The organism is Streptomyces sp. NPDC058665 (assembly GCF_042714995.1).
Taxonomy (GTDB): Bacteria; Actinomycetota; Actinomycetes; order Streptomycetales; family Streptomycetaceae; genus Streptomyces.
Map to the genome: position 1 here is coordinate 89,603 of NZ_JBHXRX010000003.1, position 26,754 is coordinate 116,356.

Genomic DNA, 26,754 nt, shown 5'->3' on the forward strand with positions numbered 1-26,754 from the left:
GTGTCTTGTCGGTCAGGCCGGATCAGGGAGCGGGGTCTGGTGTCGTGGATCGCAAGAAGGAGGAAGGAGCCGACGCGGAGCGTCGGCGACTGACGACAACGCGGCGAGGCGCGGCACCAGACCCCGCGAGCCCGGCAAGATCGACAAGACACCCCCTAGGGGGTGGGTAGGTCCTGTCCGCCGGGTGTCGTACGGGCGTCAGCCGCCGCAGGTGCGGGCACCGGCGTGCAGGGCGATCGCCGTGTTGGCGCCGAGGGTCGCCGTGAACTGGCCCGAGCCGTTCACGGTGACGCCGTTGCCGCTCTGCACGTCGCAGTAACCACCGGCCGGCAGCGACGTCTGGAAGGTCCGGCTGAGCGAGGAGCCGGTGTAGTTGATGGCCACGTACGCCTTGGAACCGCGCCCGAAGGCGATCCGGTCGCCGCCGTCGTCCCACCAGTCGGTAACCGCCTGGCCGCGCGCCGCGTTGCGGAAGCCGACCATGGAGGAGATCTCGCGCCAGTCGTGCTGGCACTTCCAGCCGTCGGAGTAACAGGCGTTCACGGTGCCGCCGTTGGGAGGTCCGGCGTCGTGGTCGCTGAACTCGTAGCCGGAGTGCACGTCGGGCGAGCCGTACGGGTAGGCCAGCATGAAGACGTTGGCCAGCGTGTAGGTGGCGCCGTTCTTGTAGTTGAGGGTGTCGCCGCCGCGCTCGGTGTCGTGGTTGTCCACGAAGACGGCGGACTTGCCGCTCTCCATGAAGCCCCAGCCCTCGCCGAAGTTCTTCAGATAGGCCAGGTTCTCGTTGAGGAAGACCTGCTTCAGGCTGCGGCCGTAGCGGAATTCCTGTACGTCTCCGGTGCCCAGGTACTCGGCGGGCGACACGGCCTCGCCGCCGCCGTAGATGGCCTCCTGCTTCCAGTACACGTTCGGATCGCTCAGCCGTGACTTGATGTTGGCGAGGTCCGCGGCCGGCATGTGCTTGGCGGCGTCGATCCGGAAGCCGTCCACGCCGAGCGAGCGCAGGTCGTTCAGGTAGGCGGCGATCCGGCCGCGTACGTAGTCCTCGCCGGTGTCGAGGTCGGCGAGCCCGACGAGTTCGCAGTTCTGGACGTTGCCCCGGTCGCCGTAGTTGTTGATCTGTGAGCGGCAGTCGTCCATGTCGGCGCCCGAATAGATGCCGGGGTACTCGTACTTGGCGTACGAGGTGCCTCCGGTGCCGGTGCCCGAGCCGGCCGACATGTGGTTGATGACGGTGTCGGCGACGACCTTGACCCCGGCGGCGTGGCAGGCGCTGACCATGTTCTGGAACGCGGCCCGGTCGCCGAGGCGGCCGGCGATCTTGTAGCTGACGGGCTGGTACGAGGTCCACCACTGGCCGCCCTGGATGTGCTCCTGGGGCGGGGAGACCTGGACGTAGCCGTACCCGTCCGGGCCGAGGCTGTCGGTGCAGGCACGGGCGACGGAGTCGAAGCGCCACTCGAAGAGGACGGCGGTGACGTCCTTCTCGCCGGGAGGCGCCGCCTGGGCGGTACTTCCGGGGGCGACGAGGGCCGCCGCGCCCGCCACCAGGGCGAGGGCGAGGGAGGGAGCTCTGCGGGCCATGTTTCCTCCTGCGTGGGGGGAGGTGCGGGGATCGGGCAGAGACCTCGCAGGGCAACGGGCCCCGCCCTCAAGGCTCTTGAAGGTTCTTGCTGCAAGAAAGCAAAAGCTTGTCGCGAGCAGACCGTACGAGGCCCGCCCCGCCCGGTCAACCCTCTGGACACCACGGGGTAACACCGGTGAAATACCGGCACCGTTGACGTGCGGAACAACCCGCAAAGCCTTCCGCAAGACTTTGCGGCGCGCCGCCCCCGTACGGCACACCGCACACACCGCTCACCCCTCAGGCGTTTCGCGCCCCCGCCGTCGACCCCCGTACGACCAGCTCCGGCTGGAACACATACTCCGTACGCTGCACGGGACTTCCGCCGATCTCCTCCAGCAGGGCGCTCACCGCCGCACCCGCCATCGCCTGTACCGGCTGGCGGACCGTCGTGAGCGGCGGGTCGGTGAAGGCGATCAGCTGCGAGTCGTCGAAGCCCACCACCGACACGTCGTACGGGACGCGCAGCCCCCGCTCGCGGGCGGCCCGCACCACGCCCAGCGCCATCATGTCGCTGCCGCAGACAATGCCCGTGCAGCCCCGGTCGAGCAGGGCGCCGGCCGCCACCTGGCCGCCCTCCACGCTGAACAGCGTGCAGCACACCCAGCCTTCGGCCTCCTCGCGCGCCAGCCCCAGCGTGCGGGCCAGCGCGTCCACGAAGCCATCACGCTTGCGCGCGGAGGGCACATAGCGCAGCGGGCCCGTCGCCAGACCGATCCGCCGGTGCCCCAGATCGGCCAGATGCCCGACGGCCATCCGCATCGCCGCCCGGTCGTCCAGGGACACGAACGGCGCGCTGACCCGGTCGTTGCAGCCGTTGATCATGACGAACGGCACGCCGCGGTGGATGAGTTCGGCGTAGCGTGCCGGGTCGGCCGAGGTGTCCGCGTGCAGCCCCGACAGGAAGACGATGCCGCCGACGCCGCGCTCCACGAGCTGCTCGACCAGTTCGTCCTCCGTTGCCCCGCCCGGCAGTTGGGTGCAGAGGACCGGGGTGTAGCCGTGTCCGGCCAGGACCTGTTCGACGGCCTGGGCGAACGCCGGGAAGATCGGGTTGATCAGCTCCGGGGTCACCAGACCGATCAGCCCCGCGCTGCGCTGCCGCAGCCGTACGGGACGCTCGTACCCGAGGATGTCGAGCGCGGCGAGCACCCGTTGGCGTGTGGTGTCGGCGACGCCCGGCTTGCCGTTGAGCACCCGGCTGACCGTCGCCTCGCTGACCGCTGCCTGTCCCGCGATGTCGGAGAGCCGTGGCGTACCGGCTCCCGGCCTGGGGAGGGACAGCGTCACACCGTCCACCACACCGTCGTGTCGGCGGGCAGCTCGGCCTCGGTCTCCATGGCGCCGGGACCGGCGTCGAAGGTGACGGTGCCGGGACCGCTGGCCAGCAGCAGGCGCCCGCGCACCGGGATCCGGACCGGCGCGCCGGTGGTGTTGACCGTGCAGAGGAAGCCGGGGCGGGCGAAGACGAGCACCCCTTGCGGCGAGTCCTGCCAGTCGACCGACGCCCCGGCGCCGAGCCCGGGGTGCGCGCGGCGCGCGGCGATGGCCGCTCGGTACAGCTCCAGGCTGGAGCCCGCCACGCCCGTCTGTGCCTCGACGCTCAGCGCGCCCCAGCCCGCGGGCTGCGGCAGCCAGCTGCCGCCGGCGCCGAAGCCGTACGAGCTGCCCTCCCGGGTCCATGGGATCGGCACCCGGCAGCCGTCGCGGAAGCCGTCCTGGCCGGCGGCGCGGAAGTACGAGGGATCCTGCCTGGCCTCGTCGGGGAGGTCGGTGACGTCGGGCAGCCCCAGCTCCTCGCCCTGGTAGAGGTAGGCGGAGCCGGGCAGGGCGAGCATCAGCAGCGTCGCCGCGCGGGCCCGGCGCAGTCCGAGTCCGCGGTCGCCCGCGTCCCGGAGCTGGGTGCCGAGGGAGACGGGGTGGGCGAAGCGCGTGGTGTGCCGGGTGACGTCGTGGTTGGAGAGCACCCAGGTGGTGGGGGCGCCGACGGGGCGCATCGCGGCGAGCGAGGTGTCGATGACGTCGCGGAGCGCGGCGGCGTCCCAGAAGGTGCTCAGATACTGGAAGTTGAAGGCCTGGTGCATCTCGTCGGGGCGCACGTAGTTCGCGGTGCGCTCGACGGTGGGCGTCCAGGCCTCGGCGACGGCGATCCGGTCGCCGGGGTACTCGTCGAGGATGGTGCGCCAGCTGCGGTAGATCTCGTGCACACCGTCCTGGTCGAAGAACGGCATGATCTCGTTGCCGAGCAGCTTGACCTGGCCGTCGCTGCCGATGTCGGGAAGCCCCGGGGCCTTCACCAGTCCGTGGGCGACGTCGACGCGGAAGCCGTCGACGCCCATGTCGAGCCAGAAGCGCAGGATGGAGCGGAACTCGTCGGCGACGGCGGGGTGTTCCCAGTTGAAGTCGGGCTGCTCGGGGGCGAAGAGGTGCAGATACCACTCGCCGGGGGTGCCGTCCGGGTCGGTGGTCCTGGTCCAGGCGGGGCCGCCGAAGATGGACTCCCAGTCGTTGGGCGGGAGTTCGCCGGTGGCGCCCTTGCCCGGACGGAAGTGGTAGCGCTCGCGCAGCGCCGATCCCGGGCCGTCCTGGAGGGCGCGGCGGAACCACTCGTACTGGTCGGAGGAGTGGTTGGGCACCACGTCGACGATGACACGCAGGCCCAGCTCGTGGGCGTCGCGGATGAGCGCGTCCGCGTCGAGGAGGGAGCCGAACATGGGGTCGATGGCGCGGTAGTCGGAGACGTCGTAGCCCGCGTCGGCCTGCGGTGAGGCGTAGAACGGGCTGAGCCAGACGGCGTCGACACCCAGCGCGCGCAGGTACGGCAGCCGGCTCCGTACGCCTTCGAGATCGCCCATGCCGTCGCCGTTGGAGTCGGCGAAGCTGCGTGGATAGACCTGGTAGATCACCGCGTCCTGCCACCAGCCTGAGCGGTGGGCCGGGGCGTCGTCGGACGTGCCGGTGGAGGGGGCAGCGAGGTGCTGGGTCATGTCGTCCCTGGGGGTTCTGGGTGGAAAGGGGCGGGGGAAGGCGTCGTCAGCCCTTGACGGCCCCGGCGGAGACACCGGTCACCAGATGGCGCTGCGCGAAGAGGAAGACGATCGCCGCGGGTATCGCGATGAGCACGGACGCCGCCGTCATCGGACCCCACTGGGCGCCGTACTGGTTGACGAACTTCTGCAGCCCGCCGGCGAGGGTGAGGTTCTCGTCGCCGACCATGAAGGCGGAGGCGTACGCCACTTCGCCCCAGGCGGTGACGAAGGAGTAGAACGCGGTGACCGCCAGACCGGGCTTGGCGAGCGGCAGGATCAGCCGCCAGAAGGTACCGAACGGGGTCAGCCCGTCGACCATGCCCGACTCGTCGATCTCGCGCGGGATGGTGTCGAAGAACCCCTTCATCATCCAGGCGCAGAACGGCACGGCGATCGTGAGGTACGTGATCACCAGTCCGGCGGCCTGGTTGAGCAGTCCCAGGTCCGACATGATGTTGTAGAGCGGCACGATGAGGACCGCCATCGGGAACATCTGCGTGACCAGCAGGGTCCACATGAGGCCGCGTTTGCCGGGGAAGCGGAAGCGGCTGACGGCGTAGCCCGTGGTGGCGGCGATGAACACGCCCAGCACGGTGGTGAATCCGGCGATCAGCAGCGAGTTGCCGAACCAGGTGAGGAACGGGGTGTCGTCCAGCAGCTTGGTGTAGTTCTCGAACGTCGTCTCTTTGAAGAAGTCCGTCGTCGTCGCGTACGCGGCGGGCTTCAGCGATGTCAGCAGGACCCACAGCACGGGGAAGACGGCGATGACGGACGCCACGACGAGGGTGGCGTGCAGGCCGGCGGACGCGGCCCTGGACCGGTCGCCGCGGCGCCGTACCTTCACGGTCGGCCGCGCGGGGGCGGCCGGTGTCTCCGGCTGCGTATGTGTCACGGCGGTCACCAGGTATCTCCCTGCTTGCGGAGGGCTCGTTGGTAGACCACGGCGAAGATCATCAGAAGGACGAGGATCAGTACGCCCCAGGTGGACGACTGGGCGAAGTCGCGTGGGCTGATCTCGAAGGAGAACTTGTACGCCTGGGTCACCAGGATCTGGGTGGCCTCGCCGGGTCCGCCCCTGGTCAGCAGGAAGATCACCGGGAACATGTTGAACGTCCAGATGGTGCTGAGCAGGATCACGGTCGCGCTGACGGACCTGAGGCCGGGCATGGTGATGTGCCGGAAGCGCTGCCAGGGGCCGGCGCCGTCCATCTCGGCGGCCTCGTACATCTCCCCCGGGATGGACTGGAGTCCGCCGAGCAGGGCCACCAGCATGAAGGGCACGCCGAGCCAGATGTTCACGGCGATGACCGAGAACTTGGCCCAGGTCGGGTCGTTGAGCCACGGCACGGCGTCGATGCCGCCGCCGGCGAGCAGCTTGTTGAGGAAGCCGCGGTCCTCGTTGTAGAGGAAGCGCCAGGCGAAGACGGAGACGAAGCCAGGGACCGCCCACGGCAGGATGAGCATCATCCGGTAGACGGAGCGGCCCGCGATCCGGCGGTTGAGAATATTGGCCAGGGTGAGGCCGAGGACGAAGGTGAGACCGACGCAGGAGACGGTCCACACCAGCGTCCAGCCGAGCGTGGAGAGGAACTGACCGCCCGTCAGGGCGTCGGCGTAGTTGTCGAGCCCGACGAACTCGTAGGTGGCGGGCAGGTGGTTGACGCCGATGTTCCGCTCGACGTTGCGTTCGTTCGCGTCGGTCAGCGACAGATAGACGCCGCGGACCAGCGGGTATCCGACGATCACGCCGATCACGGCCACCACGGGGGCGACCATGGCCCAGGCGTACCAGTGCGTCGCGAGCGAACGCCGCAGCCCGCCGGGGGGTTTGCCAGTGCCGCGGCTCCGGCCGCGGGCGACTTCCGAGTCACCCGCGGCCTTCGCCACCGACTGGCCGGTGTGGACAGCCATCAGCCGGCCTGCCTTCCTTCCTCTCGCTCCGTCTTACTTCCAGCCCTTGAGCAGCTCGCGGTAGGAGTCGCCGGTCGCCTTGACACCCTTCTCGGGGGTGGTCTGGCCGGTGAGGACCTTCGTGTACTCCGTCACCAGCGGGGCGAACAGGCTGCCGGTCTCCGGGATCCAGGGGCGCTCGATGGCCTTGTCGACAACGGGCTTGAAGAAGCCGACGATCTCGTTCTCCGCGACCTCGGGCCGCGAGTAGACCGAGGTACGGGTCGGCAGCAGGTTGAGCTCGGTGGTGATCCGAGCCTGGGACTCGGCGGAGGACATGTACTCGATGAACGCGTACGAGGCGTCCAGGTTCTTGGAGCCCGCGTAGACGGCGAGGTTGTGGCCGCCCTGCGGGGCGCCCTGGCCGGCCGAGCCGGCGGGCACGGGGGCGACGCCCAGGTTGGTCTTGTCCTTGAACTGCGGTCCGGCGTAGGTGTCGGCGATCGCCCACGGGCCGTTGATCATCATGGCCACGTCGCCGTCCTTGAAGGCGGCCTGCATGTTCTCCCAGCCGTCGGTGGCGTCCGTCTTGGCGGCGCCGGAGTCGACGAGGTCCTTCACGACCTCCATGGCCTTGACGCCGGCCGGGCTGTCGACGGTGACCGTCTTGTCCTTGGCGTTGACCAGGTCGCCGCCCTCGCCGTAGAGGAACGACAGGAACCAGTACGCGTCGTCGCCGCGCAGATACATCCCGGTCTTGCCTGTCTTGTCCTTGATGGTCTTCGAGACCGTCTTCAACTCGGCGATGGTCTTGGGGACTTCGACCCCGGCCTCCTTGAAGAGCTTCTTGTTGTAGAAGATGCCGAGGGAGTCGATGACCTGCGGGACGGCGTACGTCTTGTCGTCGTACCTGGTGGAGGCGGCGGCCTGCGGTACGAAGTCCTTCTCGTCCTTCAGCGCGGGCGTGCCGTCCAGCGGCGCGAGGTAGCCGAGATCGGCGAACTCGGGCGTCCAGGCGACCTCGGAGCGGATGACGTCGGGCGCGCCGGAGCCGGACTGCGCGGCGTTCTTGAACTTGTTCTGCGCCTCGCCGAACGGCACGTTGACGTACTTGACGTCAACACCCTTGTGCTTGGCCTCGAAGTCCTCGGCGAGCTTCTTGAAGACCTTGTCCTCACTGCCCACCGTTGAGGTGTCCCACCAGGTGACCGTTCCCGTGAGCTCGCCCGAGCCCGACTTGCCCGCGGACTCCTCGTCGTCGCCGCCGCAGGCGGTCGCCGCGAGCGCCAGGGTCGCGACCAGGGCGGTGGCCGTTATGCCACGTCGCATCTGAAACTCCTTCAACTGCCGTACCGCTCCGTCGCGGCGCCGGGTCGACGTGAAGGTAACAAGGATGAAAGAAGGCCGAAAGAGCTTGCGGAAGATTCTTGCAAGCATCCTTGATCGTTACATTCGCGTGTCCTCACAGTTGCCACAAGGGTTCTTGACGGGGAGTGCGCCGGCTGGCAAGTGCGCTCCCCGTAAGCCGATATCGGCCAGGCGTACGCGTGCCGCGCTCCGGCGGAGCCGTCTCGCAAGGCATTGCAAGATCTTGCCGATGATGGTCCCGCAAGGCACTGCAAGTCCTTCGGCGCCGACCGTCCGGTCGGTGCCCATGGCTGATTCAGGCGCATGGTGGGCAATCCCGGCAGACGCCCGGTACAGTCCACTCCCATGACCGCACGGCTAGCCGACATCGCAGCCCAGGCGGGGGTCAGCGAAGCGACGGTCAGCCGCGTACTGAACGGCAAGCCGGGTGTTGCCACGGCCACCCGCGAATCCGTACTCGCCGCACTCGACGTCCTCGGCTACGAGCGCCCCGTGCGGCTGCGCAGGCGCAGCGCCGGCCTCGTCGGACTGATCACGCCCGAGCTGGAGAACCCGATCTTCCCCGCGCTCGCCCAGGTCATCGGCCAGGCACTGACGCGCCAGGGCTATACGCCCGTCCTCGCGACGCAGACCCCCGGCGGCTCCACCGAGGACGAGCTGACGGAGATGCTGGTCGACCGGGGCGTCTCCGGCATCATCTTCGTCTCCGGGCTGCACGCCGACACCTCGGCGGACATGCGGCGCTACGAGCAACTGCGCGCCCAGGGTGTGCCGTTCGTCCTCGTCGACGGTTTCTCGCCCCAGGTGCGCGCGCCGTTCATCTCGCCGGACGACCGGGCGGCGATGCGGCTGGCGGTGACGCATCTCGTCTCGCTGGGCCACCGCCGGATCGGTCTCGCCGTCGGACCGAAGCGGTTCGTGCCGGTGCTGCGCAAGATCGAGGGCTTCCGCGCGACCATGGGTGAGCAGCTCGGGCTGGACTCCGAGGAGACGGAGGAGCTGATCGAGCACTCCCTGTACACACTGGAGGGCGGCCAGGCGGCGACGACGGCGCTCATCGGGCGGGGCTGCACGGCGGTGGTGTGCGCGAGCGACATGATGGCGCTGGGCGCGATCCGCGCCGCCAGACAGCTCGGCAAGGACGTGCCGCGCGAGGTGTCCGTCGTCGGTTTCGACGATTCGCCGCTCATAGCGTTCACGGACCCGCCGCTCACCACCATCCGCAAGCCGGTGCCGTCGATGGGCCAGGCCGCTGTCCGTACGCTCCTGGAGGAGATCGGGGGGACACCGGCTCCGCACAGCGAGTTCGTCTTCATGCCGGAACTGGTCGTTCGCGGTTCAACCGCCTCCGGTCCGGCGCCGGGCCCCGTGGGGTGATCCCCCAGGGAAACCGGCCCTGAGTAGGGGTCTCGGAGTCGTCCCCAAGGCGTAGCGCGTGCGTTCAGGACCCACCCGAGGGATGATCGGTCGAAGGCGGAAATCTGGCAGACTCTCTCTCCATGGGTGAAACGACCGTGAAGATTCCGGAAGGCACGACGGCCCCGCCGACACCCCCCGCGGGTGCGACGGCCGACGCGTCCGGCCCGGGGTCCCGGTCGGGCCGGCTGCGCCGGATGAGGTCGCCCCGGCACCCTCGCCTCTGGTTCGAAATCCTGCTGATCGCGGTGAGTTACTGGACGTACTCACTGGTCCGTAACGCGGCGCCCGAGCAGAAGGCCCAGGCCCTGCACAACGCGGACTGGATCTGGGACGTAGAGCGTTCCATGGGTCTCGCCTTCGAGGAGAGCGTCAACCATGCCGTGAATTCGGTGACATGGCTTGTCGTCGCGATGAACTACTACTACGCGACGCTCCATTTCATCGTCACGATCGCCGTGCTGGTCTGGCTCTACCGCAGTCATCCGGGCCGTTACGCGGCCAGTCGGCTCGCCCTCTTCGCGACTACAGGCGCGGCACTGGTCGGTTACTATCTGTATCCGCTCGCGCCGCCCCGGTTGATGAACGGGCAGAATTTCATCGACACGGTGCAGGTCCACGAGACCTGGGGCTCGATGGCATCGGGCAACTTCAAGAACGTGTCCAACCAGTTCGCGGCGATGCCGTCGATGCACATCGGCTGGTCGCTCTGGTGCGGGCTGACCATTTTCGCCCTGGCCAGGACGCCATGGGTGAAGATCCTCGGACTGCTCTACCCGTCGGCGACGCTGATCGTGATCGTCGCCACCGCGAACCACTTCTGGCTGGACGCGGTGGGCGGCATAATCTGCCTGGCGTTCGGCTTCGGCGTCAGTTACGTCTGGTACCGGGCGCTCCCTCACCAGCTGCCTCTGCTGATCGAGGACGACGGACGGCCGGGACGGCGGCGGTGGCTCCGGCGACCGGGTACCGGCCCACAGGCTCAGCCGGGCACGGGATCCGCGCAGGAGCCCGCCGGGCAGGCGGCCACCACGGCTCAGCCCGCCCCGCCCGCCCAGATCCCCAGGACCGGACAGGCCGCCAGGACCCCGCCGTCCCCGCGACAAGCGCCGTCCAGCCCGCACGGCCCTCCGCCCCAGGGCGGGCCCTCCGCACCGACCACACAGACCACTCAGACCGCTCCGTAGAACAGCTCGTCCATCACCGCGCGAGCCCGGCGGGTGGTCCGCAGATAATCGTCGATCATGTCGCCGGTGTGCCCGTTGTACGGGGAGGGGCCGGGCGCCATCGACCCGGGGCCGTAGCCCAAGTACCGCCCCATGGCGGCCAGTTCACGGCCGTCCGACGGGAAGGTGTCGCCCGCCCTGCCCCGTACGAGCATCACACCGTTGCGCACCCGGGTCGCCAGCACCCAGGCCTCGTCGAGGACATGGGCGTGCTCCTCGGAGATCAGACCCGCGCTCCGTGCGGCGGCCAGCGCCTCGCGCGTACGGGTCGTACGCAGGCCGGGCACCTCCCGGGCGTGCCGCATCTGGATCAGCTGCACCGTCCACTCGACGTCCGAAAGACCGCCCCGGCCCAGCTTGGTGTGCAGGTTGGGGTCGGCGCCGCGTGGCAGCCGCTCCGACTCCATCCGCGCCTTGAGCCGGCGGATCTCGCGTACGGCGGCCTCGCTCAGACCGTTGGCGGGATAGCGCAGCGGGTCGATGAGTTCGATGAACTCGCGGCCAAGTTCCGCGTCCCCCGCCATCGGTTCGGCGCGCAGCAGGGCCTGGCTCTCCCAGCCCAGCGACCAGCGGCGGTAGTAGGCGGCGTAGGAGGCGAGGGTGCGCGCCAGCGGGCCGCTCTTGCCCTCCGGGCGCAGATCGGCGTCGATCATCAACGGCGGGTCGGACGTGGGGAGCTGGAGAAGTCTGCGCATCTCGGAGATGACGGTGCCGGCGGCACGTGACGCCTCGTGGTGGCTGACGCCCTCGCGCGGCTCGTACACGAACAGGACGTCGGCGTCGGAGCCGTAGCCCTGCTCGTGGCCGCCGAAGCGGCCCATGCCGATGACCGCGAACCTGGCGGGCAGGGTGTCGCCCCAGGTCTGGCGCACGGCGGCGCGCAACGCCCCCGACAGGGTGGCGGAGTTGAGGTCGGTGACGGCGTTGCCGACCCGGTCGACGAGCGCGCCGGGATCCTCCTCCGCGGGGCTCTCCTCGGTGCCGTAGGAGCCGATGATGTCGGCGGCGGCGGTCCGGAACAGCTCTCGGCGGCGGACCCCTCGGGTGACGGCCACGGCGATCTCTGCGGTCTCGGCGCGGCCGACGGCGGCCAGGATCTCCTGCTCCAGATGGTCCCGGCCGCGCGGCCTGAGTCCGTTCGGATCGCCGAGGATGGCGACCGCCTCCGGGGCACGCAGCAGCAGGTCGGGGGCGAGGCGTCCGGCGGACAGCACCCGGGCGAGGTTCTCGGCGGCGGCTCCCTCGTCGCGCAGGAGCCGCAGATACCAGGGGGTCTTGCCGAGCGCGTCGGAGACCTTGCGGAAGCCGAGCAGTCCGGCGTCCGGGTCGGCGGAGTCCGCGAACCAGCCCAGCAGCACGGGCAGCAGGGTCCGTTGGATGGCGGCCTTACGGCTCACGCCGGACGACAGCGCCTCCAGATGCCGCAGCGCGGACACCGGGTCCGCGTAGCCGAGGGCTCCGAGGCGCTGGCCGGCCGCCTTCGTACTGAGCCTGGTCTCGCCGGGGGCGAGCTGGGCCACGGCGTCGAGCAGCGGCCGGTAGAAGAGCTTCTCGTGCAGCCGCCGCACCATCGAAGCGTGCCGTTTCCAGGCCCTGTTGAGCTCGCCGACCGGTTCGGTGCGCAGCCCGAGGGTGCGGCCCAGCCGGCGCAGATCGGCCTCGTCGTCGGGCACCAGATGTGTACGGCGCAGCCGGAACAGCTGGATGTGGTGCTCCATGGAGCGCAGGAAGCGGTACGCCTCGTCGAGCTGCGCCGCGTCGGTCCTGCCGACGTAGCCGCCGGCGGCGAGGGCCCGCAGGGCGACGAGCGTGCTGCCGCTGCGCAGCGAGGCGTCGCTGCGGCCGTGCACCAACTGAAGGAGCTGGACGGCGAATTCGACGTCCCGCAGCCCGCCGGGGCCGAGCTTCAGCTCCCGGTCGACCTGGCCCACGGGGATGTTGTCGACGACCCGGCGGCGCATCTTCTGTACGTCGGGCACGAAGTTCTCGCGGTCGGCGGCCTGCCAGACCATGGGCGAGACGGCGTCCACGTAGTCCCTGCCGAGGGCGAGATCCCCGGCCACGGCGCGGGCCTTGAGCAGGGCCTGGAACTCCCAGGTCTTGGCCCAGCGCTGGTAGTAGGCGAGATGGCTGGAGAGGGTGCGTACGAGCGGGCCGTTGCGGCCCTCGGGGCGCAGATTCGCGTCGACGGGCCAGATGGTGCCCTCGGCGGTCGTCTCGGAGCAGATCCGCATCATGTGGGCGGCGAGCCGGGTGGCCGCCTGGAGAGCCTTGGCCTCGGTCTTCGACGTGTCGCCGGTCTCGCCGGCCTGATGGTCGGCCACCAGGGTGTGGGCGGGCTCGCCGACGAAGATGACGTCGACGTCGGAGACATAGTTCAGCTCCTGGCCGCCGCACTTGCCGAGCGCCACGACCGCGAGACGGCACTGGGCCGCGTCCTCGGGGGCGGAGGTGCGGGCGATGGCGAGCGCGGCGCGGAGTGTGGCGGTCGCGAGGTCGGCGAGTTCGGCGGCGGTCTGCGCGACGTCGGTCGTGCCGCAGACGTCGCGGGCGGCGAGGGCGAGCAGACAGCGGCGGTAGGCGACGCGCAGCGAGTCGACGTCGTGGGCGTCGGCCAGCCCGGTCTCGAACTCGGCGACGCCGGGGTGCAGATCGGTCGACTCGTACGTGACGAGGACCCGCCAGTCGGCGGGGTGCCTGGCCAGATGGTCACCGAGCGCCTCGGACGCCCCGAGGACGCCCAGCAGCCTGTCCCGCAGCGGTTTCGCGGCGAGCAGGGTGTCCAGCAGGACCTGCCGGTCGTCGCTGTCGTGCGCCTCGGCCAGCCGGACGAGGCCGCGCAGCGCGAGATCGGGGTCGGCGGTGGAGCCGAGCGCGTCGAGGAGGACGGAGTCGCCGCGTACGGCGGCCATCTCGGGCACGGCGAGCAGGTCCTCGGCGGCGGACGGGTCGGTGAAGCCGTGCCGGAGCAGGCGGGTGAACGTACTGCTCCTGCGTCCCTGCACCGTCATCCGGCCTTTCGTCTGTCCACCCGGGGTCCGGGCCCGAGCCTAGTACTGAGTCACTCGCAGGGGGCCGGGGTGGCAGCCTGGCGATGAGTTCTGGTGTCGCGGCCGGTCATCACTTACGGAAGGCTCGTGAGCGTACTCCCGCTCGCCGCCGTAGAGGACCTCACCCGAAGGGACCGCGCCATGGCGCACAAGGAACCGGCCAGCACACACCTGGACCACCGCTACAGCCACCCGACGGCCGTCGTGGAGGACTGGGCCGACGCCGTGGCCCGGCTGGCGGAGGCCGAGATCTTCTGGCTCTCGACCGTACGCCCCGACGGCCGCCCGCATGTCACCCCGCTGCTGACGGTCTGGTCACGGGACGCGCTGTACTTCAGCTCGGGAGACCGGGAGCGGAAGGTCCTGAACCTCCAGCACAACCGCGAGGTCGTCCTCACCACCGGCACGAACACGCTCAACGAGGGCCACGATCTGGTGGTCGAGGGCGAGGCGGTCCCGGAGACGGACGACGCGCGGCTGCGCGAACTGGCGGCGCTGTGGGAGCGGAAGTACGGCTCGGTCTGGCACTTCGACGTGAAGGACGGCGCGTTCGTGGGCGCGGGCGGCCCGGCCCTGGTGTTCGGGGTCACCCCCCGCACCGCCTTCGGCTTCGCCAAGTCCCCCTACAGCCAGACCCGCTGGCAGTTCACCTGACGGCCGGCGGGCGCGCGCGGGAATCGTGCCCGCCCGGCGGCGGCGGTGCGGGGCCCGGCTCGCCCGAGGTGGCCTGGACACGTGGTCGTAGCATGGGTTATCGCCATGGACACGATCAGCATCTGGGAATTCGCCGCCCTCGCCGCCGCCGCCGCGCTCGTCGGCTTCTCCAAGACGGCGGTCAGCGGCGCCAACACGGTCAGTCTCGCCGTGTTCGCCGCCGTACTCCCGGCCCGTGATTCGACCGGGGTGCTCCTGCCGATCCTCATCGTGGGCGACATAATCGCGGTGCTCACCTACCGCAGGCACGCGCACTGGCCGACGCTGTGGCGGCTCTTCCCGGCCGTCGCCGCCGGTGTGGTGGTCGGGACCGTCTTCATGCTGTGGGCCGACGACGGAGCCGTACGCGTGTCCATCGGCTCGATCCTCCTGCTGATGGCGGGCGTCACCATGTGGCGGCGCCGTTACGCGCCGGAGGAGGACACCCCGCAGGACTCGGCGTCGCTCAAGGGGCGCGTCAAGGCGCGCTCGTACGGGGTGCTCGGCGGGTTCACGACGATGGTCGCCAACGCGGGCGGGCCCGTCATGTCGCTGTACCTGCTGTCGGCGGGCTTCCGGAAGCTCGGCTTCCTGGGGACGTCCGCGTGGTTCTTCCTGATCGTCAACACCACCAAGGTGCCCTTCAGCGCGGGCCTCGGCCTGATCGACCGCGACTCGCTGGTGCTGGACGCGCTGCTGGTGTTCTTCGTCCTGCCCGGCGCCCTCGTCGGGAAGCTGTGCGTGGACCGTATCGACCAACGGGTCTTCGAACGGCTGGTGATCGGCGCGACGGTGCTGGGCGGCCTTCAACTGCTGCTGCGCTGAGCCACGTCGTACGACTCCCGTGCGGCCTCGACCTGTTCGATGTTCCGCTCGGCCCAGCCCGACAGGGCGTACAGCACCGGCATCAGGCTCTGCCCCAGCGGCGTGAGCGCGTACTCCACCCGGACCGGCACGGCCGGGGTGACGGTGCGCGAGAGCAGACCGTCGCGTTCGAGTCTGCGCAGCGTCTGCGTCAGCATCTTGGGGCTGGCGCTCGCGATCGTACGGGCGAGGTCGCCATAGCGGCGCGGTCCGCCGGCCAGTTCCCTGAGAACCAGCGAGACCCACTTCTCACCGATGCGCTCCAGCAGCCGGTTGGTCGGACAGTCGGCGACCCGGGTCAGATGCGAGGTCCGGGCGTCGGCCCGCCGCTCGGCGGCGGTACGGGTCGTCATGGCTCTCCTCCGCGTGCGCTGGGCACTTTGAAGTGCGTACTCCCGCCCCACGGTAGCGCCGCCTAATTTCGGTCGTGAGCGGCACGATCACCACCGATCAGGGAGCGGATCCACCATGACCACCATCGCGGTCCTCGGCTCAGGCAGCGTCGCACGGGCCCTCGCGGATCCCTGGAGCGACGCCGGCCACACGATCGTCGTGGGCTCCCGCGACCCCGGGCGGACCGCCGCCGAGCGGCCCCTGCCGGGCGTACACGTCACCGGTCTGCCGGACGCGGCACGGGCGGCCGACCTCGTGGTCAACGCCCTGCCCGGCACGGCCTCCTTGGACGTCCTCACGGCCCTCGCGCCCCACCTCGCGGGCAAGGTCCTCGTCGACGTCGCGAACGCGGTCGAGACGGACGCACAGGGCTTCGCGTCGGCCACCCTGTACCCCGGCGGGAGTCTCGCCGAGGAGATCCAGCGGGCGGTGCCCGCCGTACACGTGGTGAAGACCCTCAACACGGTGCACGTCTCGCTGATGGCCGCCCCGTGCACCCTTACGACCCCACCGTCGGCGTTCCTGTCCGGCGACGACCCCGGCGCCAGGAGGACGGTCGGCGCGCTGCTGACCGACCTGGGCTGGCCCCCGGAGTGGATCGTCGACCTCGGCGACCTGCGCACGGCACGGGCCCCGGAGGCGTTCCCGCTCCTGGTGGGGAGTCTGGTCCGCGCGTGGGGCCCGGTGCCGTTCGCGATGTCGGTCGCCCGCTGAGGGACGGCTAGAGCACCGGCAGCAGGTTCTTCAGCTCGAAGGCGGTGACCTCGGAGCGGTACTCCTCCCACTCGCGCTTCTTGTTGCGCAGGAAGAAGTCGAAGACGTGCTCGCCCAGGGTCTCCGCGACCAGTTCGCTCCGCTCCATCAGCGAGATCGCCTCGCCCAGGTTCTGCGGCAGCGGCTCGATGCCCATCGCGCGGCGCTCCGAGTCGGACAGCGCCCATACGTCGTCGTCCGCGCCCGCCGGGAGTTCGTAGCCCTCCTCGATGCCCTTGAGGCCGGCGGCGAGGAGGACCGCGTAGGTCAGGTAGGGGTTCGCGCCGGAGTCGATGGAGCGGACCTCCACGCGCGCGGAGCCGGTCTTGCCGGGCTTGTACATCGGGACGCGGATCAGTGCGGAGCGGTTGTTGTGGCCCCAGCAGATGTAGGAGGGGGCCTCGCCACCCGAGCCCGCCGTGCGGGTGGAGCCGCCCCAGATGCGCTTGTAGGAGTTGACCCACTGGTTGGTGACGGCCGAGATCTCGGCGGCGTGCTTGAGCAGTCCGGCGATGAAGGACCGGCCGACCTTGGAGAGCTGGTACTCCGCGCCGGACTCGTAGAACGCGTTGCGGTCTCCCTCGAAGAGGGAGAGGTGGGTGTGCATGCCGGAGCCCGGGTACTCGCTGAACGGCTTCGGCATGAAGGACGCCTGGACGCCCTGCTCCAGCGCGACCTGCTTCATGACCAGACGGAAGGTCATGATGTTGTCGGCGGTGGAGAGCGCGTCGGCGTACCGCAGGTCGATCTCCTGCTGGCCGGGAGCGCCCTCGTGGTGGCTGAACTCCACGGAGATGCCCATGGATTCGAGCATGGTGATCGCCTGGCGGCGGAAGTCCATGCCCACGTTCTGCGGGGTGTGGTCGAAGTAGCCGGAGCTGTCGGCGGGGGTCGGGCGGGTGCCGTCGACCGGCTTGTCCTTCAGGAGGAAGAACTCGATCTCGGGGTGGGTGTAGAAGGTGAAGCCGAGGTCCGAGGTCTTGGCGAGGATCCTCTTCAGGACGTAGCGGGGATCCGCGAACGACGGTGAGCCGTCGGGCATCAGGATGTCGCAGAACATCCGCGCGGTGCCCGGCGCCTCCGCGCGCCACGGCAGGATCTGGAAGGTGCCGGGATCGGGCTTGGCGATCATGTCCGACTCGTACACCCGCGCGAAGCCCTCGATCGCCGAGCCGTCGAAGCCGATGCCTTCGTCAAAGGCCTGTTCCAGCTCGGCGGGGGCGACGGCGACCGACTTGAGGAAGCCGAGCACGTCGGTGAACCACAGGCGTACGAACCGGATGTCCCGTTCCTCAAGGGTCCGGAGGACGAATTCCTGCTGCTTGTCCATGTCTGCTGTCCTACCCATCCTTGCCGGTCAGGCCGCCTGCTCCCACGCTGCCGAGTACACCGGGGCACCCGAGCATGACACCACAGGATTTCCGGAAGGTTGCACACCGGCGTACTAGAGCATTGTCAGACACGCGCCCCGTAGCTCGCGCGCCCGGGGCCGGGTAGTGACCCGCCTCAGTGCAGCGGAGCCGCCGTGTCCGACCAGCCCAGCGGGTACGGCTCCCCGTCGTCGCCCGGCATGGGCCGCTCCCCGCCCGCCTCGGTGAAGGCCGTGAGGGCCTCCACGAGGGCCGTACGCTGCTCCGGGGCCAGCCGCTCGACGATCGCCGTGATCTCCCGCCTGCGGGCCGCGGAGACGTCCGAAACGAGCGTCCGGCCCTCGTCCGTGAGCCGCAGCACCGTCTCGCGCCGGTTGCCGGGGTTGATCCCGCGCTCGGCGAGCCCGGCGGCGATGAGCCGGTCGACCATCCGCATCGCGGTGGAGGGGTTCACCCCGAGCCGGTCGGCGAGCGACACCAGATTCGCGGCCCCGTACGCGGAGAGCACCTTCAGCAGCCGGAACTGCGGCAGGGTGACCCGGCCCTCGACAGCGGTCAGGGAACGGACGGACACCGCGACGAGCAGCCGTGAGGCGATCAGGACCGCCCGGGTCACGGCATCGACGTCGGGCTCGCTCGGCGAAGGTTCCGGAGGGTCGGCCATAACCTCTTTGTACCGCGCCGGAGCTCCAGCGGACCCCTCCCGTACGACCGGGGGACGCCGCCCCACGGCACGTTCCGGACTCGGTACCCCCTGCGCACTCCTGCTCGGCCACCTGTACGGACTACGATCTGCGCCCATGGGGGGACGACAGCGCATACGTCACGCGCGTCCCACGGCCTTGCTCAGCGCCGTGGCGACGCTGCTCGCCGCGCTCTACTTCTGTCTGACCCCCCTCGACACGCACCACTCGGCCTCCTCCTCACCGACGGCGGAAGCGGCGGCGGACACGGCCACGGAAACAGCCGCGGGGATCGCCCGCACCGGCATCACCCTCCGTACGGAGGTGGAGGGCACGGCCGTCCGGCCCGCCGCGCCCCCCGAGTACACCTGCCCGTACGACCCCAGCGGCTGCCGCTTCCTCCCGCACCTGAGTCCGGCCGTGCTCACCGCGCCGCACCCCGCCGACCCGCTCGGCACCGGTGACGTGAGCCCCGCGCGTCCCGCACTCCCGCCAAGCACCGGCCAGGTGTCCCGGTCCGGAGCGCTTCCCCGCGCGCCGGACCTCCACGTCCTTCAGGTACTGCGGACGTAGCCGGGCCCGCGCCCCCACCGGGTGCCCGTAACTCCCCCACCCCCGTTCCGCAGGTTTCCGAGAAGGACGAACAGACACCATGGCTTCCAAGTCCAAGACCCAGAGCACCGAGCGCAAGGCCCGAATAGAGCAGATGCGCCGCGCGGAGCGCATCCGAGAGCGCCGCAACCGCATCATCACGATCACCGCGAGCGCGGTCGTCGTCGCGGCGCTCGTCGGCTTCGGCGCGTTCGTGCTGAACAAAGAGTCCGAGGACCAGAAGAAGCAGGAGCAGGCCGCGGCCGAGCCCGTGACGGGCGAGAAGTCCTGGGACGCCGAGAAGCTGGGCCGCGACCATGTCGCCGAGGCGGTCAAGTACCCGCAGACGCCGCCCGTCGGCGGCAACCACAACCAGGTCTGGATGAACTGCGCCGGCGACGTCTACAAGGAGCCGGTGCCGGACGTCAACGCGGTGCACTCGCTGGAGCACGGCGCGGTCTGGGTGACGTACAACGACAAGGCGCCCGAGGGCGACGTGAAGGCGCTCGGCGACCTCGTGGGCAAGACGCAGTACTCGCTGATGAGCCCCGTCAAGGAGCAGGCCGGCGCGATCATGCTGACCGCGTGGGGCAAGCAGGTCACCGTCGACAGCGCGAAGGACCCGCGGGTCGACCAGTTCTTCGCGAAGTACGTGCAGGGCCCGCAGACGCCTGAGCCGGGCGCCGCGTGCACCGGTGGAATGGGTGCCCAGTGACGCGCACGAGCTGGGCCGCCATCACCGCGGTCGTCCTCGCCCTGCTGTTCGCGGGGGCGGCCACGGTCGCCTCGGCGGGCAGCGACGACTCGCCCCGCGCGGCTGCCACGCCCACGGCGGAATCGGCGGAGGCGGGCTTCGCGCGTGACATGGCGGTCCACCACCAGCAGGCGGTGGAGATGTCGTTCCTGGTGCGGGACAGCACGGACGACGAGGAGGTGCGCCGCCTCGCGTACGACATCGCCAACACCCAGGCGAACCAGCGCGGCATGCTGCTGGGCTGGCTCGACATGTGGAAGCTGCCGAAGGTCGCCACGGACCAGAAGCCGATGGCCTGGATGGAGCGGGGCGAGCACGCGGGCACGGACGACATGGCCGGCATGGAGGGCATGGACCACGGCGGCCACGAGGTCCGTGACGGCTCCCTGATGCCCGGCATGGCGACGAAGACGGAGCTGGAGACGCTCCGGACCGCCAAGGGCGAGCAGGCCGAGATCCTGTACCTCCAGTTGATGACCGACCACCACAAGGGCGGCGTCACGATGGCCCAGGGCTGCGCCGATCTGTGCACGGTCGACACGGAGAAGGCTCTGGCCAAGGGCATGGTGGCGGCCCAGCAGTCCGAACTGGGCCTGATGGCCGACCTCTTGGAGGCCCGGGGCGCGAAGCCGCGCACCTGACGCAGGACGTGACGCGCGAGGTACGAGGCGCACCGCCGCCCCCGTCCGTGGAGATCATCTCCATGGGCGGGGGCGGCGCCGTTCAGGCGGTGCGCGCTCGGCCCCGCCGGACCCACGATTCACCCGTTCGGGTGACTGCGGTCGCGTACACCCGTACGGCCCCATGACGATGGGTGCGCTCGGGAAGGACGGCATTCAGGAGGGACGAACCCCATGACCAACGCCAGAGACATCATGCATCCCGGCGCCGACTGGATCCCCTCGCACGAGACCCTGGACCGGGCCGCGCAGCTCATGCGGGACCTGGACGTGGGCGCGCTGCCCATCGCCGATGTCGACGAGCGGCTGACGGGCATCCTGACCGACCGCGACATCGTCGTGGGCTGTGTGGCGCAGGGCCACGACCCGGCGAAGACCACCGCGGCCGAGATGGCGAACGGCACACCGCGCTGGATCGACGCGGACGCGGAGGTGGACGACGTGCTCGAAGAGATGCAGGAGCACCAGATCCGCCGGCTGCCCGTGATCGAGAACAAGCGCCTCGTCGGCATGATCAGCGAGGCGGATCTGGCGCAGCACCTGAGCGAGGAGCAGATCGCCACGTGGGCCGAGCAGGTCTACGCGGCCGGCTGAGCAGCCTCACAGGCACCGGGCGCGTGTGCGGGCCGCCGCCCCGTGGCGCGGCCCGCACACGGCCCGTGCGTGGGTTCTGCCGGCCGGATCCTGCCCCGCCACCCCATCGCGTCAGAGAGACGATTACAGTGGACGCGTGCCTCAACTACGTCTCGCTCTGAATCAGATCGACTCGACGGTCGGCGATCTCGCCGGAAACGCCGAGGCGATCGTGCACTGGACCCGGCACTCCGCCGAGCAGGGCGCGCATCTCGTCGCGTTCCCCGAGATGGTGCTCACCGGCTATCCCGTCGAGGACCTGGCTCTGCGGTCGTCCTTCGTCGAGGCGTCCCGCGACGCGCTGCGCGCGCTCGCCGCCCGGCTCGCCGACGAGGGCTTCGGCGAGCTGCCTGTCATACTGGGCTATCTCGACCGGTCCGAGCGGGACCGGCCGCGGATCGGCCGGCCGGCGGGCTCGCCGCAGAACGCCGCCGCCGTGCTGCACCGGGGCGGGGTGGCGCTGTCGTTCGCCAAGCACCATCTGCCGAACTACGGCGTCTTCGACGAGTACCGCTACTTCGTGCCCGGCGACACCATGCCCGTCGTACGGGTGCGCGGCATCGACGTCGCCCTCGCGATCTGCGAGGACCTCTGGCAGGACGGCGGCCGGGTCCCGGCCACCAGGTCCGCCGGGGCCGGTCTGCTGCTCTCGATCAACGCCTCGCCGTACGAGCAGGCCAAGGACGACACCCGGCTCGAACTCGTACGCAAGCGCGCCCAGGAGGCCGGGTGCACCACCGCGTATCTGGCGATGATCGGCGGCCAGGACGAGCTGGTCTTCGACGGTGACTCGATCGTCGTCGACAAGGACGGCGAAGTCGTCGCGCGCGCACCGCAGTTCTCCGAGGGCTGCGTGGTGCTCGACCTCGATCTGCCGGCGGCCGCCGCCGAACCGCCGGCCGGCATCCTGGACGACGGGCTCCGCGTCGACCATGTCGTCCTCTCCGAGGAGCCCGTCGCCGCCTACGAGCCGGAGCTGGCCGGCGGTTACGCGGACCGGCTGGACGACGACGAAGAGGTCTACTCCGCCCTGGTGGTGGGCCTGCGCGCGTACGCGGCGAAGAACGGCTTCAGGTCCGTCCTGATCGGCCTCTCCGGCGGCATCGACTCGGCCCTCGTCGCCGCGATCGCCTGCGACGCGCTCGGCGCGGAGAACGTCTACGGGGTCTCCATGCCGTCGAAGTACTCCTCGGACCACTCGCGCGGCGACGCGGCCGAACTGGCGCGCCGTACGGGGCTCAACTTCCGCACCGTTCCCATCGAGCCGATGTTCGACGCGTACATGGACTCGCTCGGCCTGACCGGACTCGCCGAGGAGAACCTCCAGTCGCGGCTGCGCGGCACGATGCTGATGGCGCTGTCCAACCAGGAGGGCCAGATCGTCCTCGCGCCGGGGAACAAGTCCGAGCTGGCGGTGGGGTATTCGACGCTGTACGGCGACTCCGTCGGCGCGTACGGCCCGATCAAGGACGTCTACAAGACGACGGTCTTCCGGCTCGCCCGCTGGCGCAACCGCGCCGCCGATGAGCGCGGCCAGACCCCGCCCATCCCGGAGAACTCCATCACCAAGCCGCCGAGCGCCGAACTGCGCCCCGGCCAGGTCGACACGGACTCGCTGCCGGACTACGACGTGCTGGACCGGCTGCTGGCGCTGTACGTCGACCGCGACCAGGGCAAGGACGCGATCGTCGCGGCGGGCTTCGACCCGGCGGTGGTGGCGAAGACGCTGCGCATGGTGGACACGGCGGAGTACAAGCGGCGGCAGTACCCGCCGGGCACCAAGATCTCCGCGAAGGGCTTCGGCAAGGACCGGCGGCTGCCGATCACCAACCGCTGGCGGGAATCGCCGAGCCCGTGAGCAGCCGGACGACCGGACGACCGAAGCGCTGAACAGGCCCGGCGGAGCTCAGAGTTCGATACGGGCGGCGATCGGCAGATGGTCGCTGCCCGTCCGGGGCAGCGTCCACGACGACAGCGGCTCGACGCCCTTGACCATGATCTGGTCGATCCGCGCCATCGGGAACGCCGCGGGCCAGCTGAAGCCGTAGCCGTCACCGGCGGCGCCCTGGGTGGAACGCATCTGCGACGTCACGGCGTTCAGGGAGCGGTCGTTCATCGTGCCGTTGAGGTCGCCGAGCAGCACCACCCGCCGGATCTCCTCGTCCGCGATCGCCTCACCGAGCGCGTCGGCGCTGTTGTCGCGCTGGTTGGCGGTGAATCCGGCGTGCAGCTTGACGCGTACGGACGGCAGGTGCGCCACGTAGACGGCGACCTCGCCCTTCGGCGTCGTCACCGTGGCGCGCATCGCGCGGGTCCAGCCCATCCCGATGTCGACGGGGCTGCTGCCGGTCACCGGGTACTTGCTCCAGAGGCCCACCGTGCCCTGCACCGAGTGGTACTTGTACGTCCCGGCCAGCCCCTTCTCGTACGTCGGAACCGCCGATGCCTTCAGTTCCTCCAGCGCGACGACGTCCGCACCCGACGCGGCGATCTCGCGCGCGGTTCCCTCCGGGTCGGTGTTCTCCGCGTTGACGTTGTGCGTGGCGACCGTCAGATCGCCGCCGCCGCCCGACTTGTCGAGGAGCAGCCCGCCGAAGAGATTGACCCAGACGACTGCGGGCAGCAGGAGCGCGATCAGCGCGGTGGCGGAGCGCCGTACCAGCGCGCCCACGAGAATCACGGGGACGAACAGCCCCAGCCACGGCAGGAAGGTCTCCATGAGACTGCCCAAGTTGCCGATGCGGTTGGGGACCTGGGCGTGCAGGATCATCAGCAGCGCCGTCAGGACGGCCAGCACCGCGAGGACGAGACCCCTCCGCCAGATCCCGCGGTCGCCGCGTACGCGGTCGGCGAAGGCCCGGAACCGGCTCGTGGGAGGGTCGTTGTCCTCGGCGCCGTCCACCTGGGACTCAGCCGTGTACTCCTGCGTCATTCCGCCTGCCCTCGCTGCCTTGCCGTGCACGCCCGCCGTCGACCCTAGGCGATGACGGGCGCTATCCCTGCCGTCCCCCCACGACGGCCGTACGGGCACAAGGACGAGTGGTGAGGGGCGGCGGGTTCCGGGCGAGGGTGAACGGCGGGCGGCTGTGACGGAACACGCACGTTCGGCGCGGACGCACGGCAGGCGCTCAGCTCTCCGTCCCGCCGACGGCGTCCGTGGCGGTTTCCCTGGGGCGCAGGCCTTCGAGCAGCGTCCGGACGATCCGCTCGGAGAGGTCGTCCTCCAGCGGCGCGTCCCTGCGGTGGATGGTGCGTACGAGCATGGGGCTGGTGATCAGTTCGGTCATCAGCTCCACGTCGATGTCGTCGCGGAGTTCACCCGCGGCGACGGCGCGGCGGACCGCCGCCCGCATCGCGACCCGGCGCGGCTCGATGACGGTGGCGTGGTAGGCGTTCCACAGCTTCGGGTGGCTCTTCATCTGCGAGAGGACGCTGTGGAGCAGGGTCGAGTCGCGCTGGGCGAGACCCCGGCGGCGCAGGGTCTCCAGAATGATGAGGATGTCGGCGAGGCCCGAGGTGCCGGACAGGGCCGGGTCGGGCGGCTCGATGTCGCGCAGGACGTCGACGAAGAGCTCTTCCTTGTCGCGCCAGCGCCGGTAGATGGTCGCCTTGCCGACGCCCGCCGTCCGCGCGATGCGCTCGATGGAGAGCCCGGCCAGCGGCTCACCCTCCTCAAGAAGCCGCACCACGGCCTCGATGATGGCGCGTTCGGCCGCCTCGCTGCGCGGCCGGCCTCGCCTGGGCTCCCGTTCCTCACCCTGTTCTCGCCCTCGCAACGCCTCACCTTTCGCCCTGCTCCACCACGCCGTACGCCGCGCGACGCGGTCGATTCTCGCCGACGCCGGCGGACACGGTCGACCGTCCCCGACCGGTCGGGCGCGGTCGACCGCCCGTCAGTCCCGCAGGGCCGGCGCGGGCTCGGCCGGCGGCTCCGCCTGCGGACCGGACGCCTGCTTCTTCGGGGCGGGTCCCTTCGGAGCCGTACGGCCCGGCATGAAGAGCGCCACCACGACGGTGCCGACCAGCGCGACGGCGGCCGAACCGAGGGCCGTGACGTGCATGGCGGTCAGGAAGGCGTCGTTCGCGGAGGAGATCAACTGGCCGCCGGCGGGGCCGAGTTTCCCGGCGACGGCCATGGTCGCCTCGATCGACTCCCCCGCCGTGTCGCGCGCGGCGGCCGGTACGGCGCCGAGGTGTCCCTCGATCTCGCCGCGGTAGGTGGTGGAGAGCAGCGAGCCGAGTACGGCGATCCCGAGCGCGCCGCCGACCTGGCGGAAGGTGTTGTTGACGGCCGAGCCCGAGCCGGCCTTCTCGCGCGGCAGGGCCTGCATGACGGCGACGGTCACCGGCGGCATGATGTGGGCCATTCCGGTGCCCTGGACGAAGAACACGACGCACAGCACCCAGACGGGTGTGGTGGCGTCGAACAGGGCGAACGCGGCGAGGCCGGCGGCGACGAGCAGCATGCCGGCGGTGCAGACCGCGCGGGCGCCGAACCGTTCGACGACCAGCCGGGCACGCGGCGCGAACACCATCTGTGCCACGGCGAGCGGCAGGATCAGCAGACCCGAGTCGAGCGCGCTGTAGCCGCGCACGCTCTGGAGGTAGAAGGCCGAGAAGAAGGTCACGCCCATCAGGGCGAAGAAGACCAGCGCGATGGCGGCGACAGCGGCCGAGAACGCGGGCTTCTTGAAGTAGGACATGTCGATCGACGGATGGTCGCTGCGCTTCTGGTGCACGACGAACGCGGCCAGGACGGCCAGACCGCCGATGGTCGAGGCCAGCACCCCGGCGTCGGTGAAGTCGGCGAGTTCGCCCGCGCGGATGATCCCGTACACCAGCAGTACGAGGCCGACGATCGAGAGCAGTACGCCAACCGGGTCGACCCGGCCGGGGTTGGGGTCCCTGGAGTCCGGGACCAGCACCACCATGGCTATCAGGGCGACGACCACCACGGGGACGTTGATCAGGAAGATCGAGCCCCACCAGAAGTGTTCGAGCAGGACGCCGCCGGTGATGGGCCCGACGGCTATGCCGAGTCCGACACTGCCGGCCCATATGCCGATGGCCTTGGGCTGCTCGTCACGCTCGAAGACGTTCATCAGGACGGCGAGGGTGGCCGGCATCACAAAGGCGGCGCCGAAGCCCATCAGAGCGCGGTACGCGACGAGTTCACCGGGCGATCCGGACATCGCGGCGAGGGCCGAGCCGACGCCGAAGACCGCGATGCCGAAGAGCAGCACCTTCTTTCGGCCGACGCGGTCGCCGAGCAGACCGGAGGTGAAGAGGAGGCCGGCGAAGACGAGGGTGTAGGAGTTGATCGCCCATTCGAGCTCGCTCTGGGTGGCGCCGAGTCCGACGGGCTCGGGGCTCGCGATCGTCTTGACCGCGACGTTCAGGATCGAGTTGTCCAGCACCACGATGAGCAGGCTGAACATCAGGACGCCGAGGATGGCCCAGCGGCGGCGGTGAATGGCTTCGGGGACCCGGGGTGCCGAGCCGTGGCCGCCGGCCGGCCCGGATACCGGTGAGGACGGCGGCGGTGTGGACGAGGGTGACGATGTGGACATGGCCCGAGCGTATGCCTATTTCAATACGAGACCGTCTCGTATTGTAAATTCTTTACCCAACGAACCGGCCCGGCCGGAGCAACCCCACTTCCCGTCGGTGGTCCGGAGATGCCACCATGGACTCGGTCCGGGGACGCCGTCAGGGCGCCTCGAGATGACGAAGGAGC

At 70.2% G+C, this 26,754-nt stretch carries 22 protein-coding genes and 1 pseudogene; 10 read left to right on the forward strand and 13 right to left on the reverse strand.

Annotated elements, in window-relative coordinates; genetic code table 11:
* Positions 1-201 precede the first annotated feature (201 nt).
* The 6 genes and pseudogenes from ACFWV8_RS02780 to ACFWV8_RS02805 all read right to left on the reverse strand — a co-directional run.
* Positions 202-1,584 (reverse strand): annotated as a pseudogene (locus ACFWV8_RS02780) (alpha-amylase family protein); the annotation flags it as partial.
* Between the two features lie 280 nt (positions 1,585-1,864).
* A complete protein-coding gene (locus ACFWV8_RS02785) occupies positions 1,865-2,926 on the reverse strand; it encodes a LacI family DNA-binding transcriptional regulator (RefSeq protein WP_384197353.1) in 1,062 nt (353 codons plus the stop codon).
* Positions 2,911-4,611, reverse strand: a complete 1,701-nt coding sequence (locus ACFWV8_RS02790; RefSeq protein ID WP_384197355.1) for a glycoside hydrolase family 13 protein — start codon at positions 4,609-4,611, stop codon at positions 2,911-2,913. The genes ACFWV8_RS02785 and ACFWV8_RS02790 overlap by 16 nt, the downstream gene beginning before the upstream one ends.
* 46 nt (positions 4,612-4,657) lie before the next feature.
* Positions 4,658-5,554, reverse strand: a complete 897-nt coding sequence (locus ACFWV8_RS02795) for a sugar ABC transporter permease (protein ID WP_384197356.1) — start codon at positions 5,552-5,554, stop codon at positions 4,658-4,660.
* On the reverse strand, positions 5,551-6,564 hold the full coding sequence (locus ACFWV8_RS02800) for a carbohydrate ABC transporter permease (RefSeq protein WP_384197358.1): 1,014 nt from the start codon (positions 6,562-6,564) through the stop codon (positions 5,551-5,553). The genes ACFWV8_RS02795 and ACFWV8_RS02800 overlap by 4 nt, the downstream gene beginning before the upstream one ends.
* Before the next feature lie 33 nt (positions 6,565-6,597).
* Positions 6,598-7,872: an extracellular solute-binding protein gene (locus ACFWV8_RS02805; RefSeq protein ID WP_384197361.1), complete on the reverse strand. Its 1,275-nt coding sequence runs from the start codon at positions 7,870-7,872 to the stop codon at positions 6,598-6,600.
* Positions 7,873-8,256: 384 nt separating this feature from the next.
* Here ACFWV8_RS02805 and ACFWV8_RS02810 point away from each other — a divergent pair, with 384 nt between their 5' ends.
* Both ACFWV8_RS02810 and ACFWV8_RS02815 read left to right on the forward strand, forming a co-directional pair.
* The gene (locus tag ACFWV8_RS02810) at positions 8,257-9,288 is read left to right on the forward strand and encodes a LacI family DNA-binding transcriptional regulator (protein ID WP_329388537.1); all 1,032 of its coding nucleotides are present in this window, start codon (positions 8,257-8,259) and stop codon (positions 9,286-9,288) included.
* Positions 9,289-9,410: 122 nt separating this feature from the next.
* Positions 9,411-10,514, forward strand: coding sequence for a phosphatase PAP2 family protein (locus ACFWV8_RS02815; protein WP_384197363.1), 1,104 nt, complete (start codon positions 9,411-9,413; stop codon positions 10,512-10,514).
* Here the strand turns inward: ACFWV8_RS02815 and ACFWV8_RS02820 are convergent.
* A complete protein-coding gene (locus ACFWV8_RS02820; protein WP_384197365.1) occupies positions 10,499-13,564 on the reverse strand; it encodes a bifunctional [glutamine synthetase] adenylyltransferase/[glutamine synthetase]-adenylyl-L-tyrosine phosphorylase in 3,066 nt (1,021 codons plus the stop codon). The two genes, ACFWV8_RS02815 and ACFWV8_RS02820, sit on opposite strands and share 16 nt — an antisense overlap.
* Before the next feature lie 180 nt (positions 13,565-13,744).
* Between ACFWV8_RS02820 and ACFWV8_RS02825 the strand changes: the two genes are divergently transcribed.
* Together ACFWV8_RS02825 and ACFWV8_RS02830 are read left to right on the forward strand one after the other, a co-directional pair.
* Positions 13,745-14,257 carry a pyridoxamine 5'-phosphate oxidase family protein gene (locus tag ACFWV8_RS02825; protein WP_384197505.1) on the forward strand — a complete coding sequence of 171 codons (513 nt, stop codon included), beginning with the start codon at positions 13,745-13,747 and terminating at the stop codon, positions 14,255-14,257.
* Between the two features lie 105 nt (positions 14,258-14,362).
* Positions 14,363-15,121: a sulfite exporter TauE/SafE family protein gene (locus tag ACFWV8_RS02830; protein ID WP_384197367.1), complete on the forward strand. Its 759-nt coding sequence runs from the start codon at positions 14,363-14,365 to the stop codon at positions 15,119-15,121.
* Here ACFWV8_RS02830 and ACFWV8_RS02835 read toward each other — a convergent pair.
* On the reverse strand, positions 15,103-15,513 hold the full coding sequence (locus ACFWV8_RS02835; RefSeq protein ID WP_384197369.1) for a winged helix-turn-helix transcriptional regulator: 411 nt from the start codon (positions 15,511-15,513) through the stop codon (positions 15,103-15,105). The two genes, ACFWV8_RS02830 and ACFWV8_RS02835, sit on opposite strands and share 19 nt — an antisense overlap.
* A 115-nt stretch (positions 15,514-15,628) precedes the next feature.
* Here ACFWV8_RS02835 and ACFWV8_RS02840 point away from each other — a divergent pair, with 115 nt between their 5' ends.
* On the forward strand, positions 15,629-16,267 hold the full coding sequence (locus ACFWV8_RS02840) for an NADPH-dependent F420 reductase (RefSeq protein ID WP_384197370.1): 639 nt from the start codon (positions 15,629-15,631) through the stop codon (positions 16,265-16,267).
* Between the two features lie 7 nt (positions 16,268-16,274).
* Here the strand turns inward: ACFWV8_RS02840 and glnA are convergent, their stop codons facing one another.
* On the reverse strand, positions 16,275-17,636 hold the full coding sequence (gene glnA / locus ACFWV8_RS02845) for a type I glutamate--ammonia ligase (protein ID WP_384197371.1): 1,362 nt from the start codon (positions 17,634-17,636) through the stop codon (positions 16,275-16,277).
* A 176-nt stretch (positions 17,637-17,812) separates the two neighbouring features.
* Positions 17,813-18,340, reverse strand: a complete 528-nt coding sequence (locus tag ACFWV8_RS02850; protein ID WP_384197373.1) for a MarR family winged helix-turn-helix transcriptional regulator — start codon at positions 18,338-18,340, stop codon at positions 17,813-17,815.
* 136 nt (positions 18,341-18,476) lie between these two features.
* Here ACFWV8_RS02850 and ACFWV8_RS02855 point away from each other — a divergent pair, with 136 nt between their 5' ends.
* The 5 genes from ACFWV8_RS02855 to ACFWV8_RS02875 all read left to right on the forward strand — a co-directional run bounded on the left by ACFWV8_RS02855 (position 18,477) and on the right by ACFWV8_RS02875 (position 22,875).
* A complete protein-coding gene (locus ACFWV8_RS02855) occupies positions 18,477-18,932 on the forward strand; it encodes a hypothetical protein (RefSeq protein WP_384197375.1) in 456 nt (151 codons plus the stop codon).
* A 79-nt stretch (positions 18,933-19,011) separates the two neighbouring features.
* On the forward strand, positions 19,012-19,665 hold the full coding sequence (locus tag ACFWV8_RS02860; RefSeq protein WP_384197377.1) for a DUF3105 domain-containing protein: 654 nt from the start codon (positions 19,012-19,014) through the stop codon (positions 19,663-19,665).
* The gene (locus tag ACFWV8_RS02865) at positions 19,662-20,345 is read left to right on the forward strand and encodes a DUF305 domain-containing protein (RefSeq protein WP_329388520.1); all 684 of its coding nucleotides are present in this window, start codon (positions 19,662-19,664) and stop codon (positions 20,343-20,345) included. Before ACFWV8_RS02860 ends, ACFWV8_RS02865 begins: the two co-directional genes overlap by 4 nt.
* 213 nt (positions 20,346-20,558) lie before the next feature.
* Complete coding sequence (locus tag ACFWV8_RS02870; RefSeq protein ID WP_329388518.1) at positions 20,559-20,978, forward strand: CBS domain-containing protein; 420 nt, start codon at positions 20,559-20,561, stop codon at positions 20,976-20,978.
* A gap of 136 nt (positions 20,979-21,114) precedes the next feature.
* Positions 21,115-22,875, forward strand: coding sequence for an NAD+ synthase (locus ACFWV8_RS02875; RefSeq protein ID WP_384197379.1), 1,761 nt, complete (start codon positions 21,115-21,117; stop codon positions 22,873-22,875).
* Between the two features lie 48 nt (positions 22,876-22,923).
* Here the strand turns inward: ACFWV8_RS02875 and ACFWV8_RS02880 are convergent, their stop codons facing one another.
* From ACFWV8_RS02880 to ACFWV8_RS02890, 3 genes are all read right to left on the reverse strand, one after another.
* Complete coding sequence (locus ACFWV8_RS02880) at positions 22,924-23,949, reverse strand: endonuclease/exonuclease/phosphatase family protein (protein ID WP_384197381.1); 1,026 nt, start codon at positions 23,947-23,949, stop codon at positions 22,924-22,926.
* 196 nt (positions 23,950-24,145) lie between these two features.
* Complete coding sequence (locus ACFWV8_RS02885) at positions 24,146-24,793, reverse strand: TetR/AcrR family transcriptional regulator (protein WP_384197383.1); 648 nt, start codon at positions 24,791-24,793, stop codon at positions 24,146-24,148.
* A 117-nt stretch (positions 24,794-24,910) separates the two neighbouring features.
* Positions 24,911-26,587, reverse strand: coding sequence for a DHA2 family efflux MFS transporter permease subunit (locus ACFWV8_RS02890; RefSeq protein WP_384197385.1), 1,677 nt, complete (start codon positions 26,585-26,587; stop codon positions 24,911-24,913).
* Positions 26,588-26,754: the final 167 nt, after the last annotated feature.